Here is a 13,772-nt window from a genome sequence, read left to right as displayed (position 1 = left end):
CCGCACAGGACTTGAACAGCCGTGTCACACAGCCAGCGACCTGAGATCTTCGACCGGCGCCTGTTCGCCCGCCGCCGCGCCCGCGCGCTGGAGCGCCTTGCCGCCACCTCGGGCGATGCGGATTTCCTGCTGGCCAATGCTGCGACGGACCTCGGCGAACGGCTGGCCGCGGTCAGCCGCGACTTTCCGCTTGCCGTCGATCTCGGCGGCCATCGCGGCCATGTCTCGGCGGCCCTTGCCGCTTCGGGCCGGGTCGGCGCCGTGCTGCGCGCCGATCTTCTGGTCGAGGACCGCTCGGTGCCGGGTGCTGCGCTCGTCGCCGACGACGCCTTCCCGCCCTTTGCCGATGCCTCGCTCGATCTCGTCGCCTCGGCCCTGTCGCTGCATCTCGTCAACGACCTGCCCGGCGCGCTGATCCAGATCCGACGGACCCTGCGCCCGGACGGCCTGTTCCTGGCCAACCTGCTCGGCGGCGACACGCTGTTCGAGCTGAAGGACGCTTTCATGCTGGCGGAGTTGGAAACGCTGGGAGGGGCGACGCCCCATGTCGTTCCCTTCGCCGACACGCGCGCGCTCGGCGCGCTGTTGCAGCGGGCGGGCTTTGCCCTGCCGGTTGCCGATGTCGACCGCCTGACGGTGCGCTACGCCGACATGTTCGCCCTCATGCGCGACCTGAAGGCGATGGGCGCGGCCAACATTCTTGCCGACCGCAGCCGCGCACCGCTGTCGCGTGCCACTCTCGCGCGCGCCGCGGAAATCTATGTCGAGCGCCACGCCGACCCGGACGGGCGGATCCGTGCCACGTTCGATCTCGTCTCCTTGTCGGGATGGGCGCCGCACGAAAGCCAGCAAAAGCCGCTGAAGCCGGGATCGGCCAGGACGAGCCTTGCCGACGCCCTGTCGGTCATCGACGCGGAGCGCAAAAACAACGACCCGCAGCCGGATTGACGGCGCGGGTCTTTCGTTCGTCGAAACGCGGTCGGGGCTTGCGCGGCCGCATCGCGGCGACCGGCGGCCCTGATCAGATGTTGGAGATGGCGGAGGCGACCACCGCGAACACATCGTCTCCCAGCACCCCCTGGATGCTCAGCAACGCACCGATGATCGCAAAGGAGACGAGCCCCATGATGAGACCGTATTCGATTGCGGTGGCGCCCGCCTCGTCGCGGCGCATGGTGCCCGCGAGGTCGGCGAACTGGTCGCTACGATCGCGCAACTTGTCGAACTGTCCGTGCATCTGCCGCGTCCCGTGCTGACTGCGTCAACGGTGGCGGCTGCGGATCTTCCGCTTGTCAGGCCAGATCGATCAGATGCGGGATCAGGGGTTCGTCCGCCGGCGGCATCGGATAGTCCCGAAGCCTCACCGCTCTCACCCACTTGATCGCCTGACCTTCCCGGCCCGCCACCGTGCCCGACCATCGTCGGCATACGAAAAGTGGCATCAGCAGGTGAAATTCCTCATAAGCGAAACTGGCGAATGTGAGAGGTGCGAGGCACTCTTTCTTAACCGTGATGCCGAGCTCTTCCGCCAATTCGCGGATGAGCGCTTCCTCCGGACGCTCGCCCGGCTCGACCTTGCCGCCGGGAAATTCCCACAAGCCGGCCATCGCCTTGCCCTCTGGTCGCTGGGCGATCAGAACGCGGTTGTCGGCATCGAGCAGCGCGCAGGCCGCGACAAGCAAAAGTTTCATCCGTTTCCCCGTTCCGTTTCGGGACGCTGCCGCAAGGTTTTGCTCACCATGCCGGACGCTTCCTGTGGCACGCGGTAGTGATAGCCGTAGCCGTGACGAAAGCCCATCCGCCGATAGAGCGCTCGCGCCGGCTCGTTTTCCGCCGTCACCTGGAGCCAGGACAGCCGGCAACCACGCGCCGCGCCCTCGGCAAGGCAGCGGGCAACGAGCCGGGCGCCAAGCCCCTGGCGGCGGGCTTCCGGCCGCACCGCCAGATCGTAGATGCCGAGCATGCCGCGCTCGGCGACCGCCAGCACCACGCCGAGCGGTGCCCCGGTCTCGTCCTCGGCAAGGAAGGTCAGCCGCGCCACCGCGACCCGGCCCAGCGCATCGGACAGCCGTTGCAGGGCGGCGCCCGTCGCCGCCTCCGCCCGCGTGCCGCCGATCGTGCCGAAGGCGGTGATGAAGGCATCGAGATCGACGGGCCGGATGCCGTCGGCCCCCTCCCCCGCATCGATGTCGGCCGGTAAAGCGTCCGGATCACGCACCCACACATCCGCATCGCCCGCGCGCGTCCAGCCCTCGCTGTCGGCGATCTCCGCAAGTGCCGGCGGCGTCAGGGGCGTATGGCGCAGATGGAACGGCACGCCGTTGCGGGCATAGAGCACCTGCATTTCGGCAAGCCTGTGCCGCGCATTCCTCCCGTCGAGCGGGTCCATCACGTTGAGCGAGTTCACCCGCCGGGCCGGATTGCCGGGAGAAAGCCGTGCCACCCAGGCCCCGTCGACAACGCTGCGCTCGCTCGGGAAGCCGTTGAGATTGGCTTCCTCGAGCGCCTTGAGCCTTGCAAGGTCCAGCGAAGGGGCGTCACCCGGCATGCCAGGCGTCCGCCTCAGGACCGGTAGTCGCCGTTGATCGCGACATATTCCTTGGTGAGATCGCAGGTCCAGACCGTGGCCTTGCCCTCGCCCAGACCCAGATCGACGCGGATCGCGATCTCCTCCTCGCGCATGGCGGCGGAGGCAGCGTCTTCCGAGTAGCCCGGGTCGCGCTCGCCGTCGACGGCCACACGCACATCGCCGAACCAGATCGCCAGCCGGTCGCGGTCGGCCGGCTCGCCGGCCTTGCCCACCGCCATGACGATGCGGCCCCAGTTGGCGTCCTCGCCGGCGATTGCGGTCTTCACCAGCGGCGAATTGGCGATGGAAAAACCGATGCGCTTGGCCGAGGCGTCGCTTTCCGCCCCCGTCACGGTGACGGAGACAAACTTGCGCGCACCCTCGCCGTCCTTGACGATCCAGTGCGCCAGCTCGCGCATCAGCTCGCCGAGCGCCTGGCGGAAACCGGCAAGCCGGGGATCGTCCGCCCGCTCGACCCGCTCGCCGCCGGCCTTTCCGGTCGCGAACAGCAGCACGGTGTCGGAGGTGGAGGTGTCGCCGTCGATGGTGATGGCGTTGAAGGTGCCCCCGACCTGCTCCGACAGGAGCTCCTGCAGGACGGGCGCGGCAATCGGCGCATCGGTGAAGAGGAAGGAGAGCATCGTCGCCATGTCGGGGGCGATCATGCCCGCGCCCTTGGCGATGCCGTTGAGCGTGACGGTCTGGCCGCCCAGATCGACGCTGCGCGAGGCAGCCTTGGGGAACGTGTCCGTCGTCATGATGGCGCGCGCCGCGCCCTGCCAGTCGCCGGCTTCCGCATCGCTGACCAGCGCGTCGACGACGCCGGCGAATTTCTCCGCCGGCAGCGGCTCGCCGATCACGCCGGTGGAGGCGAGGAACACCTCGCCCATGGCGCAGCCGGCGGCTTCCGCCACATAGCGGGCCGAAAGCTCCGTCGCTTCGCGGCCCTTGCGTCCGGTGAAGGCGTTGGCATTGCCGGAATTGACCAGGAGCGCGCGGGCGCGGCCGCCGGCGAGATTGTCGCGGCACCAGTCGACCGCGGCCGACGGGCAGCGCGACTTGGTGAACACGCCGGCGACATCCGCGCCCTCGTCGAGCAGCACCATCAGGACGTCGGTGCGGCCCTTGTACTTGATCCCGGCCTGCGCCGTTGCGAAGCGCACGCCGGCAACAGCGGGCAGCGCCGGATAGGATTTCGGGGCGAGCGGCGAGACGGCCGTGGACATCGGTCACTCCCATGAAAAGCGGGCCGGAAAAACTGTCGCGAGCCTTGCCCCATCGCTACCGCTCGCGCAAGCCCTATCCTGCCGACGGCTTGCGAACCGGGTGGAGGAAGGCGGAAAAGCGCCGGTGCAGGAAGGGGATGAGCCCCCAGACCATGGTCACGACAACGACCGGAACGATCACCAGCGTCTGCTGCCAGAACGTCCAGCCGCGGGTCAGCGGCGCGACCAGATAGAGCAGCGCCGTCACCAGCGGATAGACGCCGGCGAAGACCAGCACGGCGAAGCGGGGGCGCGACAGGATGCGCGGCGCGATGGCCGCAGCGTCTGACGCGCTCGCAACAGGCGACTTGGAAGAAAAGGCGGAAGCAAGCGGTGCGGACATCGGGCAGGTCTCCTGGTTCGCGGGCCCTCGCAATGAGCCGCCCGGCCGGAACGGTCCGGAGAAGGCAGCTCCGTCGCCGGGACAGGCGGGCAGCACCCCGCGATCGGCTAGAATATACGAAACGGCCCGTTTCGTTTCGTATTATCTAAACGGGCCGTTTCGTTTAGTCAAGCCCTGTGCTAAGGCTCAAAGTAACAAGAGAACCGCATGACCCGCGCGCCTTTTCGAGGCGCCGCGAGGACGGCGGGCGAATGACGGGACGCTTGAGGAAACCGGATGGGGGATCACGACATGACGGACGACGAGGCGAAGGGCGCCGCCGGGACCCGCACCGGCGACGCATCGTCCCCTGCCCGCCCCTCGACCGGAGCACGGCGCAATCCGGCGAGCGCCGATGCGATCCGCCAGGCCGCCGCCGACATTCTTGCGGAAGAAGGCTATGCGCGCTTTTCCATCGAGGCGGTCGCCCGCCGGGCGAGAGCGGGCAAGCCGACGATCTATCGCTGGTGGCCGAGCAAGGCAGCCCTGCTGCTCGACGTCTATCACCGCCAGAAGCACGGTGTCGTCGCGCCCGACACGGGCGATCTGGTGGAAGACCTGACCGCCTTTCTCGACTCGCTCTTCCGTCACTGGCGCGACACGCCGACAGGTCCGGTATTTCGCTCGGTCATCGCCGAGGCCCAGAGCGAGGAAAGCGCCGCCGAGGCGCTCGGCGCCTATATGGAGGAGCGCTTCGCCCATTCCGCGCAGATGATCGAGCGCGCCCGCCAGCGCGGCGAGATCGGCGCCCATGTCGACCCGCGCCTCGCCATCGAGCTGGTGGTCAGCTTCGCCTGGTGCCGACTGCTGACCGGGCGGCTGGATATGGAAACGGCCGCCCTGAGGGCGGCCGTCTGCCTGTTCGTGGAAGGTTGGCGCGCGGCACCGGCAAGGCCGGCCTGACGCCAGATCCGGCTTACTCGGCCTTCGGCGCCTCGGCCGGGGTCTCGCCGCCTTCTGCCGGAGCCTCGCCGGCTTCGGCCGGAGCTTCCTCGGCCATCACCTCGATGGTGGTCTTGGCCTTCAGATCCGCCAGCACCTCGGCATAGCGGGCGCGCAGCAGCTGCTGGCGCAGCTGGTCGCGCACATCGGCCAGCGCCGGCGCCGGCTGCTTGCGGGCCTCCTCGACCTTGATCACGTGCCAGCCGAACTGGGTCTCCACCGGCTCCTTGGTATAGGCGCCGACCTCGAGCGCGAAGGCCGCGTCCTCGAATTCCTTGACCATGCGGCCGCGGGTGAAATAGCCGAGGTCGCCGCCATTGGGGCCGGACGGACCGGTCGACTTCGCCTTCGCCACGTCCGCGAAATCGGCGCCGCCGTCGAGCTCGGCGATCACCGCCTCGGCCTCTTCCTTGGTCTTCACCAGGATGTGGCGGGCCTTGCGCTCGTCCTCGCCCTCGAAATTGGCGAATTCCTTGTCATAGGCTTCCTGCACCGCCTCGTCGGTGATCTTGCCCTCGATCTCGCGGGCGAGATAGGCGTTGCGCAGCGCGCGCATGGTCAGGAACTCCACCTGACGCTTGAACGCCTCCTCGTCCTGGATGCCAGCTTCGCGCGCGGCATTGGCCAGGACATTCATGTCGACGACCACATCGGTCAGGATCTTGCGCCACTGGGTCGGCGGCACCTGGGAGAGCTGATCCGCGAAATCCTGCGAGGCAAAGGCGATGTCCGCCTCCGTCACTTCGGTGTCGCCGACCTTGGCGACCACGTCGCCCGGCTCCTGCGCCAGCGCGCCGGAAGTGGCCAGGCCGCCGGCCAGGAGCGCGGCAAGCGCGGTGCGGCGCGCCGTTGCGGCAAAAAAGCGTGTCATGCTCTGTTTCCCTGTCATCTCGTGTTCTGGCGGGCGCCTCTACGGCAGTCCGCCTCTCGCCGGTCGCCCGTGCGCCCGCCAACAGACGGTTTGCGCGACGTTGACAACCTCCGGACCCCCTCTTATCTGTCGAGCGTCCCCCTTGGAAGGGCTGGACGCTCCCAGTCGAGCGTGCGTTCGTCTCGCCGCAATGCGGCGGTTGTGAGGCCTGCGCATGTCCGTACCGTCAATCCGATCTCCGGGTTGCTGCCAGGACAGGATGCCCCGGCGCGGCCTGACCAAACGATAAGGACCGCCACATGGTCGGCCTCGGCGCACTCGCCAAGAAGCTCTTCGGTTCCGCAAACGACCGCCTGGTCAAGCAGCTGCGGAACCGCGTCACGGCAATCAATGCGCTGGAGGACGAACTCCGGGCCCTCAGCGACGACGACCTGCGTGCGCGCACGGAAATGTTCCGCCGCCAGCTCGCCGAAGGAACCAAGCTCGACAGCCTGCTGGAGCCGGCCTTCGCCACGGTCCGCGAGGCGGCCCGCCGCGTTCTCGGCCAGCGCCACTACGATGTGCAGCTGATCGGTGGCATGGTCCTCAATGCCGGCCAGATCTCCGAAATGCGCACCGGCGAGGGCAAGACTCTGGTCGCGACCCTGCCGGTCTATCTCAACGCGCTGACCGGCAAGGGCGTGCACGTCGTCACCGTCAACGACTACCTGGCCAGCCGCGACGCGGAATGGATGGGCCGCGTCTACCGCTTCCTCGGCCTGTCCGTCGGCGTCATCATCCACGGTCTGACCGACGAGGAGCGCAAGGCCGCCTACGCCGCCGACGTGACCTACGGCACCAACAACGAATTCGGCTTCGACTACCTGCGCGACAACATGAAGTACGAGCGCGGGTCGATGGTCCAGCGCGGCCACAACTTCGCGATCGTCGACGAGGTGGACTCGATCCTGATCGACGAAGCGCGCACGCCGCTCATCATTTCCGGTCCGCTGGAGGATCGCAGCGAGTTCTACAACACGGTCGACGCGCTGATCCCGCACCTGACTTCAGATGATTACGAGCTCGACGAGAAGCAGCGCTCGGCGACCTTCACCGAGTCCGGCAACGAGAAGCTGGAAGGCCTCCTGCGCGAGCTGGACCTCCTGAAGGGCGACAGCCTCTACGACGTGGAAAACGTCTCGGTGGTCCACCACCTGCAGCAGGCGCTGAAGGCGCACAAGCTGTTCCAGCGCGACAAGGACTACATCGTCCGCAACCGCGAAGTCGTCATCATCGACGAGTTCACGGGCCGCATGATGCCGGGCCGCCGCTATTCGGAAGGCCTGCACCAGGCGCTCGAGGCCAAGGAGAAGGTGCAGATCCAGCCCGAGAACCAGACGCTGGCCTCGATCACCTTCCAGAACTACTTCCGCCTCTACACCAAGCTTGCCGGCATGACCGGCACCGCCCAGACCGAGGCCGAGGAGTTCGCCAACATCTACGGCCTCGAGGTCGTCGATATCCCGACCAATGTCGGCGTGAAGCGCATCGACGACGACGACGAGGTCTACCGGACCGTCGACGAGAAATACAACGCGATCATCGAGCTGATCGAGGACTGCCGCAAGCGCGCCCAGCCGGTGCTGGTCGGCACCACCTCCATCGAGAAGTCCGAGTTGCTCGCCGCCCGCCTCAAGGCCGCCGGCTACAAGCAGGCCGACGTCTCCTCGCCGGCGGCCTTCGAGCCGCTGTTCGCGGGCACCGGCAACGCCGAGCGCATCTTCACGGTTCTGAACGCCCGCTACCACGAGCAGGAAGCCTCGATCATCGCCCAGGCCGGCCTGCCAGGCGCCGTCACCATCGCCACCAACATGGCCGGCCGCGGCACCGACATCCAGCTCGGCGGCAATGCCGACATGCGCATCGAGGACGAGCTCGCCGACATGCCGGCCGGCCCGGAGCGCGAAGCCCGCGAGGCGGCGATCCGCGCCCAGGTCGAGGAGCGCAAGCAGCAGGCGCTCGCCGCCGGCGGTCTCTACGTCATCGGCACCGAGCGCCATGAGAGCCGGCGCATCGACAACCAGCTGCGCGGCCGTTCCGGCCGCCAGGGCGACCCCGGCCATTCCAAGTTCTTCCTGTCGCTGCAGGACGACCTGATGCGCATCTTCGGGTCCGACCGAATGGACGGCATGATGCAGAAGCTCGGCCTCAAGGAGGGCGAGGCCATCGTCCATCCCTGGATCAACCGGGCACTGGCCAAGGCGCAGCAGAAGGTCGAGGCGCGCAACTTCGACATCCGCAAGAACCTGCTGAAGTTCGACGACGTCATGAACGACCAGCGCAAGGTCGTGTTCGACCAGCGCATCGAGCTGATGGACGGCGAGGCGGTCGCCGAGGCGGTGATCGACATGCGCCACGACGTGATCGAGGATCTCGTCGCCAAGCACATTCCGGAAAAGGCCTATGCCGAGCAGTGGGACACCGAGGGCCTGCAGGCCGAGGTGCGCCGCCTGCTCAACCTCGACCTGCCGGTCGCCGACTGGGCCAAGGAAGAGGGCATCGCCGAGGAGGAGGTGACCGAGCGCCTGAAGAAGGCGGCCGACGAGGCCATGGCACGCAAGGTCGGCCAGTACTCGCCGGACATCATGCGCCAGGTCGAAAAGGCGGTGCTGCTGCAGACGCTCGACCACCTGTGGCGCGAGCACCTGGCCAATCTCGACCACCTGCGCTCGGTGGTCGGCTTCCGCGGCTACGCCCAGCGCGATCCGCTGCAGGAGTACAAGACCGAGGCCTTCACCCTGTTCGAGAGCATGCTGGTCAACCTGCGCCAGGCGACCACCGCGCAGCTGATGCGCGTGGAACTGGTCCAGGAGCAGCCGCCCAGCCTGCCGGGCGACGGCGACCTGCCGCCGATGCATGCCGAGCACCGCGACCCGCTGACCGGGGAGAACGAGTTCGACGAGGCCTACCAGGCCACCGCCCCCGGCACGCCGCGCGACCCGCAGAATCCCTCGACCTGGGGCAAGGTCGGCCGCAACGAGGTCTGCCCCTGCGGCTCGGGCAAGAAATACAAGCATTGCCACGGGGCCCTTGCCTGAGGAACTCTGGCAAGGATCCGGATCGGAACGCTAGGAACGGCGGGCTGCTCGGCCCGCCGTTTTTTTGTCCAAGGCAGGTCCTGGAGGTGAGGCGTGAGAACCAATTCGACGCTTGAGGCAATCGAGGACTGGCTGATCCGCGAGGCGCTCGGCCAGCCGGACATCGGCGAGATGTTCTCCGGTTTCTGCGAACGTCTCGTCGCCGCCGGCATCCCGGTCGAGCGGGCCATGCTCACCTGGGCGACCCTGCATCCGCTCGTCGAGGCCGAATCGGTTCTGTGGCGGACCGGCCTGGAAGCGCAGCTCGCGCAATATCGCCACGACGCGGAAGAGACCGACGACTGGCTGCGCAGTCCCATCCGCGCGGTTCTGGAAGGGCGCGAAACGCGCCTGCGCCGCAATCTGGCCGGCGCCAACGCCGCCGGCGACTTCCCCATCCTGACGACGCTGAAGGCGGAGGGCTTCACCGACTATCTGGTGCTGTCCACCCCGTTCGAGCTGCCGACCTCGAAGGACTTCGGTCCCTCCGGCATGATCGTCACCTGGGCAACGCGCGCGGAAGGCGGCTTTTCCGACGAGGCGGCGGAGGGGCTCGACTACCTGCAGATCCGTCTGGCGCTGGCCTGCCGAGCAACCATCCAGTCGCGGATCGCGCGCACCCTGGCCGAGACCTATCTCGGCGCACGCGCCGGATCCCGGGTTCTGTCCGGGCTGATCCGCCACGGCGACGGCGAACGCCTCGACGCGGTGATCTTCTATTCCGACCTGCGCGGCTCCACCGCCCTTGCCGACCGGCTGGCGCCGGACGTCTACATGACGCATCTCAACGCCTATTTCGACGCAACGGCGCGCACGGTGATGGCGCATGGCGGCGAGGTGCTGGACTTCATCGGCGACGCGGTGCTCGCGGTCTTTCCCATCGAGGCGGGCGGGTTCGACGCCGCCGCGACCCGTGCTCTCCAGGCCGCCGATGCGGTCCTGGCGCGGCTGGAGCAGGCGCAGGCGGCCACCGAACACCCGCTTCTGTGCGGCATCGCCCTTTCCTCCGGCGACGTGATGTTCGGCAATATCGGCATTCCCGAACGGCTGACCTTCTCGGTCATCGGCCGCACGGTGAACGCTGCCGCGCGCATCGAGGCGATGACGAAGACGCTCGGGCGGCCTCTTCTGGTCACCGCCGATATCGCCGCCCGCGCGCCCGGCGCCTTTACCCCGCTCGGCAGCTTTCGGCTTGCCGGCTTCGGCGAGGAAGTGGAGCTGCACGCCCCCGCATAAGAGAAAGGGCGCCGGACCTTACGGTCGCGGCGCCCCATCAAAGACCTGTCGCAAGGTCGGCTTTGGCGGCGAACCCGCCTTACATCACCGTGACCTGCGCTCCAACGGACACCCGCTCGTAGAGATCCTCGACATCCTCGTTGAGCATGCGGATGCAGCCCGACGAGACGGCCCGGCCGATCGACCAGTCCTCATTGGTGCCGTGGATGCGGTACTCGGTCGCCCCGAGATAGAGCGCGCGGGCACCCATCGGGTTCTTCGGGCCGCCGGGCATGAAGGCCGGCAGCTTGCGGCCGTTCTTGCGCTCGCGGACGATCATTTCCGGCGGCGGCGTCCAACCCGGCCACTTGGCCTTGCGCGTCACCTTCTCGGTGCCCGACCAGGAAAAACCCTCGCGCCCGACGCCGATGCCGTACCGCACGGCCTTGCCGCCCGGCAGCACGTAGTAGAGATAGCGGTCGCTCGTATCGACGATCACCGAGCCCGGCTTCTTGTCGGTGCGATAGCGCACCTCGGTGCGCTTGTACTTCTCGCGCACGATCTTGCCGGCGGCCTCCGGTGTGATCCGGTAGGTCTGCCAGCTCCGGCTCACCGGATCGTAATAGCGCTCCGTCTGCGCCTTGGCAGGAGCGCTGCCCGCCATTGCGGCCGCCAGCACCAGCCCCGCCAGCCCAGTCAAGATCCGTCCAGCAAAGATCCGCATATTGCCTCCCCGCGCCGGCAGGAACGCGCCATTCGCGCCGCCGGCTGATTCGAAACCGGAGGCGAATTTACACGCGCCTCAGGCGCCGCGCTTCTGCTCATTGGCCAGCAAGGCAAGGACATCCGCGCGATGTGGCAAGGGGGCAACAGCGCCGAAGCCGCAGACAGCGAGCGCCGCCGCCGCATTGGCGTGGCGCGCCGCCGCCAGCCCGTCGCCGCAGGCAAGGAACTCGGCAAGGAACGCCCCGTCGAAGGCGTCGCCCGCGCCCGTCGCGTCCACCGCCTCGACCCTGTGCGGGGCGATCGTCTCGCTCCCTTCCGGGCCGGCATAGAGCACGCCCTTGTCGCCGAGCGTCAGCGCCACTCGTGTCGCGCCCTTGGCGCGGTAGTGGTCGGCGATCTCCTGCGGGCTCTCCAGCCCCGTAAGCTTGCGCGCATCGTCGAGACCCGGCAACAGGATGTCGGCCATCGCCGCAGTCGCCTCGACCACCGCCCTTGCCCGCGCCAGCGGCCACAGGGCCAGCCGCAAGTTGGTGTCGTAGGAGATCAGCCCGCCGGCCGCCTTCACTTCCTCGATGGCCGCGAACACCGTGTCGCAGGCACTCGCCGAGATCGCCTGGCTGATCGCCGAGATATGCAGGATCCTGGCCTGTCGCAGCAGCTCGAGCGGCAGGTCGCCGGGGCGCATCAGGCTCGCCGCCGAACCGGTGCGGCGATAGGAGAACATGTGCCCGGACGGCCCGTGGGTGACGAAATAGATGCCCGTCGGCGCCTGCTCCATCCGCAGCACGCCGGCGGTGTCGACGCCCTCGCCCGTCCACAGCCCGTCGAACAGGTCGCCGAACACGTCGCGGCCCGTCGCGCTGACATAGCCCACGCTCGCCCCCTGCCGGGCCGCGGCGATCGCCGCATTCGACGTGTCGCCGCCGAACCCTTGCACGTAAGGCCCGCCCGGCGCCGTCTGGTTGAACTCGATCATCGGCTCGCCGAGGCAAAGAAGCTCGCTCACTCTGGTCCGCTCCAGTCATTTCAATCGATTTAAGTCCATGCGACGCGGCCCCGCGCCTGTCAAGTGCGTGGTGCCTGCGAAGGTTCCTCAGGGCACACCTCCCCTCTCGCATCCTCAAGCTGTGCATGCGAAAAGAGGCGAAAGACCATCAGCGGAGCACCGTACCATGTCCGAATTGCCGCCCTCGATCCTCCCCGTCACCGCCAGCGGCCCGGACAGCCCGGAGCCGGTGGTGCTGCTGCACGGGTTCGGCGGCGACGCGCGCGGCTTTGCCACGCTGCAAGGCGAGCTGTCGCGCAGCCGCCGCACGCTGGCCTTCGACCTGCCCGGCCACGGCCGCGCACTCGGCTGGCCGAAGATCGGCGGCGCCGTCGTCGCCTCGCGCGCCGTGCTCGGCTCGCTGGAGGCGCTGGGGCTGACCCGCGTCCATCTCGTCGGCCATTCCATGGGCGGGGCGGCCGCCGCCCTTGTCGCGCTGAAGGCACCGGAGCGGGTGGCAAGCCTGACGTTGCTCGGTCCCGGCGGCTTCGGGCGCGAGATCAACTCGACCCTGCTGCGCCGCTATGCGGCGGCCAGTTCACCGGTCGAACTGGAGCTCCTGCTGGAGCAGTTCTTCGGCCTCGGCTTCGACCTTCCGCGCCTCGTCGTGCGGCAGGCGGTGGAAACGCGCGCCCGTCCCGGCGTCTGCGAGACCTTGATCGAGATCGTCGAGACCCTGCTCGACGGCAAGGATCAGAAGACCCTGCCGATTGCCGAGATCGCGGCGCTCGGCCCCCCGGTGCGGCTGATCTGGGGCGCCCAGGATCGCGTCCTGCCGGCCAGCCATGCCCGCGGCCTGCCCGGCGACATCGCCGTCCAGGTGTTCGACGGCGTCGGCCACATGCCGCATCTGGAGATCCCGCAGCAGGTGGCGCGCGCCATCCGCGCCCAGACCGGCGACAGCGTCTGACACCCGCAAACGCCTGAGGCTAAAAACGCAAAAGGCCGCGTCCTTTCCGGACGCGGCCTTGAATTTTCAAGCCGAAGCGATGCTCAGGCCTTGGCGGCCTTGGCGCGCTCGATCGATTCCTCGATGATACGCTTGGCCTCGTCCGGACCGCCGAAGCCGGTGATCTTCACCCACTTGCCCGGCTCCAGGTCCTTGTAGTGCTCGAAGAAGTGCTTGATCTGCTGGATGGTGATGTCCGGCAGGTCCTCGTAATGGACGATGTTCTCGTAGCGGCGCGTCAGCTTGTTGGACGGAACCGCGATAATCTTCTCGTCCTGCCCCGCCTCGTCTTCCATGAACAGCACGCCGATCGGACGGCAGTTCATGATCGCGCCCGGCACGATCGGGCGCTGGTTGGCGACGATCACGTCGACCGGGTCGCCGTCGCCGCACAGCGTATGCGGCACGAAGCCGTAATTGCCCGGATAGCGCATCGGCGTGTAGAGGAAGCGGTCGACGTACATGGCGCCGGCTTCCTTGTCCATTTCGTACTTGATCGGCTCGCCGCCCACCGAGACCTCGATGATGACATTGATGTCTTCGGGCGGGTTCTTTCCGATCGGAACGGCGTCGATACGCATGGATGGGGCTCCTCTTTGGATGTTGGCGGCTGTATCGCAAGCGCCGTGTCCAAAGGCAAGTCGGAACTTGTTGCACTGCAACTTAAGGCCAAGCGCCGCCTGGCCCCATGC

At 67.9% G+C, this 13,772-nt stretch carries 14 protein-coding genes; 5 read left to right on the top strand and 9 right to left on the bottom strand.

All coding sequences use genetic code 11. The annotated features are described in order from the left end of the window. Window positions 1–21 precede the first annotated feature (21 nt). The gene (locus ACVJ6E_RS18175; RefSeq protein ID WP_491676502.1) at window positions 22–948 is read left to right on the top strand and encodes a methyltransferase domain-containing protein; all 927 of its coding nucleotides are present in this window, start codon (window positions 22–24) and stop codon (window positions 946–948) included. A 73-nt stretch (window positions 949–1,021) separates the two neighbouring features. On the opposite strand, the gene ACVJ6E_RS18170 is transcribed toward ACVJ6E_RS18175, so the two are convergent. The 5 genes from ACVJ6E_RS18170 to ACVJ6E_RS18150 form a co-directional block, all read right to left on the bottom strand. Further along, window positions 1,022–1,237 (bottom strand): Flp family type IVb pilin, encoded by a 216-nt coding sequence (locus ACVJ6E_RS18170; RefSeq protein ID WP_245165134.1) that lies wholly within the window; start codon window positions 1,235–1,237, stop codon window positions 1,022–1,024. 55 nt (window positions 1,238–1,292) lie between these two features. Then, window positions 1,293–1,691 (bottom strand): 8-oxo-dGTP diphosphatase MutT, encoded by a 399-nt coding sequence (gene mutT, locus ACVJ6E_RS18165; RefSeq protein ID WP_120270169.1) that lies wholly within the window; start codon window positions 1,689–1,691, stop codon window positions 1,293–1,295. Beyond that, window positions 1,688–2,548: a GNAT family N-acetyltransferase gene (locus tag ACVJ6E_RS18160; protein ID WP_120270168.1), complete on the bottom strand. Its 861-nt coding sequence runs from the start codon at window positions 2,546–2,548 to the stop codon at window positions 1,688–1,690. Before ACVJ6E_RS18160 ends, mutT begins: the two co-directional genes overlap by 4 nt. A gap of 14 nt (window positions 2,549–2,562) precedes the next feature. Beyond that, window positions 2,563–3,795, bottom strand: coding sequence for a bifunctional glutamate N-acetyltransferase/amino-acid acetyltransferase ArgJ (argJ, locus tag ACVJ6E_RS18155; protein WP_120270167.1), 1,233 nt, complete (start codon window positions 3,793–3,795; stop codon window positions 2,563–2,565). A 73-nt stretch (window positions 3,796–3,868) separates the two neighbouring features. Continuing rightward, window positions 3,869–4,177 (bottom strand): hypothetical protein, encoded by a 309-nt coding sequence (locus tag ACVJ6E_RS18150; RefSeq protein WP_491676501.1) that lies wholly within the window; start codon window positions 4,175–4,177, stop codon window positions 3,869–3,871. Between the two features lie 276 nt (window positions 4,178–4,453). Between ACVJ6E_RS18150 and ACVJ6E_RS18145 the strand changes: the two genes are divergently transcribed. Continuing rightward, complete coding sequence (locus ACVJ6E_RS18145) at window positions 4,454–5,119, top strand: TetR/AcrR family transcriptional regulator (RefSeq protein WP_491676500.1); 666 nt, start codon at window positions 4,454–4,456, stop codon at window positions 5,117–5,119. Between the two features lie 13 nt (window positions 5,120–5,132). On the opposite strand, the gene ACVJ6E_RS18140 is transcribed toward ACVJ6E_RS18145, so the two are convergent. Beyond that, window positions 5,133–6,029, bottom strand: a complete 897-nt coding sequence (locus ACVJ6E_RS18140; RefSeq protein ID WP_120270166.1) for a peptidylprolyl isomerase — start codon at window positions 6,027–6,029, stop codon at window positions 5,133–5,135. Window positions 6,030–6,328: 299 nt separating this feature from the next. Here ACVJ6E_RS18140 and secA point away from each other — a divergent pair, with 299 nt between their 5' ends. Beyond that, entirely contained in the window at window positions 6,329–9,106 is a 2,778-nt protein-coding gene (gene secA / locus ACVJ6E_RS18135) for a preprotein translocase subunit SecA (protein WP_120270165.1), read from the top strand. A gap of 93 nt (window positions 9,107–9,199) precedes the next feature. Then, window positions 9,200–10,381, top strand: coding sequence for an adenylate/guanylate cyclase domain-containing protein (locus tag ACVJ6E_RS18130; protein WP_120270164.1), 1,182 nt, complete (start codon window positions 9,200–9,202; stop codon window positions 10,379–10,381). 79 nt (window positions 10,382–10,460) lie between these two features. On the opposite strand, the gene ACVJ6E_RS18125 is transcribed toward ACVJ6E_RS18130, so the two are convergent. Then, entirely contained in the window at window positions 10,461–11,060 is a 600-nt protein-coding gene (locus tag ACVJ6E_RS18125) for a L,D-transpeptidase (protein WP_491676499.1), read from the bottom strand. A 102-nt stretch (window positions 11,061–11,162) separates the two neighbouring features. Continuing rightward, window positions 11,163–12,092 (bottom strand): sugar kinase, encoded by a 930-nt coding sequence (locus tag ACVJ6E_RS18120; RefSeq protein ID WP_120270163.1) that lies wholly within the window; start codon window positions 12,090–12,092, stop codon window positions 11,163–11,165. A gap of 166 nt (window positions 12,093–12,258) precedes the next feature. Here ACVJ6E_RS18120 and ACVJ6E_RS18115 point away from each other — a divergent pair, with 166 nt between their 5' ends. Beyond that, window positions 12,259–13,041: an alpha/beta fold hydrolase gene (locus tag ACVJ6E_RS18115; protein WP_120270162.1), complete on the top strand. Its 783-nt coding sequence runs from the start codon at window positions 12,259–12,261 to the stop codon at window positions 13,039–13,041. Between the two features lie 83 nt (window positions 13,042–13,124). Here ACVJ6E_RS18115 and ppa read toward each other — a convergent pair whose 3' ends face one another. Continuing rightward, window positions 13,125–13,661, bottom strand: a complete 537-nt coding sequence (gene ppa, locus ACVJ6E_RS18110; protein ID WP_120270161.1) for an inorganic diphosphatase — start codon at window positions 13,659–13,661, stop codon at window positions 13,125–13,127. Window positions 13,662–13,772 lie beyond the last annotated feature (111 nt).

This window comes from Stappia sp. G46H5W, assembly GCF_058448995.1.
Note: the sequence above shows the minus strand (reverse complement) of the source record. Positions and strands in the feature narration are given on the sequence as shown.

What these genes read in the sequence shown, in the direction of transcription:
- ACVJ6E_RS18145 (WP_491676500.1), top strand. Translation starts at nt 4,454, where the DNA reads ATGGGGGATCACGACATGACGGACGACGAGGCGAAGGGCGCCGCCGGG.
- ppa (WP_120270161.1), bottom strand. Translation starts at nt 13,661, where the DNA reads ATGCGTATCGACGCCGTTCCGATCGGAAAGAACCCGCCCGAAGACATC.
- ACVJ6E_RS18160 (WP_120270168.1), bottom strand. Translation starts at nt 2,548, where the DNA reads ATGCCGGGTGACGCCCCTTCGCTGGACCTTGCAAGGCTCAAGGCGCTC.
- ACVJ6E_RS18115 (WP_120270162.1), top strand. Translation starts at nt 12,259, where the DNA reads ATGTCCGAATTGCCGCCCTCGATCCTCCCCGTCACCGCCAGCGGCCCG.
- argJ (WP_120270167.1), bottom strand. Translation starts at nt 3,795, where the DNA reads ATGTCCACGGCCGTCTCGCCGCTCGCCCCGAAATCCTATCCGGCGCTG.
- ACVJ6E_RS18140 (WP_120270166.1), bottom strand. Translation starts at nt 6,029, where the DNA reads ATGACACGCTTTTTTGCCGCAACGGCGCGCCGCACCGCGCTTGCCGCG.
- mutT (WP_120270169.1), bottom strand. Translation starts at nt 1,691, where the DNA reads ATGAAACTTTTGCTTGTCGCGGCCTGCGCGCTGCTCGATGCCGACAAC.
- ACVJ6E_RS18150 (WP_491676501.1), bottom strand. Translation starts at nt 4,177, where the DNA reads ATGTCCGCACCGCTTGCTTCCGCCTTTTCTTCCAAGTCGCCTGTTGCG.
- ACVJ6E_RS18170 (WP_245165134.1), bottom strand. Translation starts at nt 1,237, where the DNA reads ATGCACGGACAGTTCGACAAGTTGCGCGATCGTAGCGACCAGTTCGCC.
- secA (WP_120270165.1), top strand. Translation starts at nt 6,329, where the DNA reads ATGGTCGGCCTCGGCGCACTCGCCAAGAAGCTCTTCGGTTCCGCAAAC.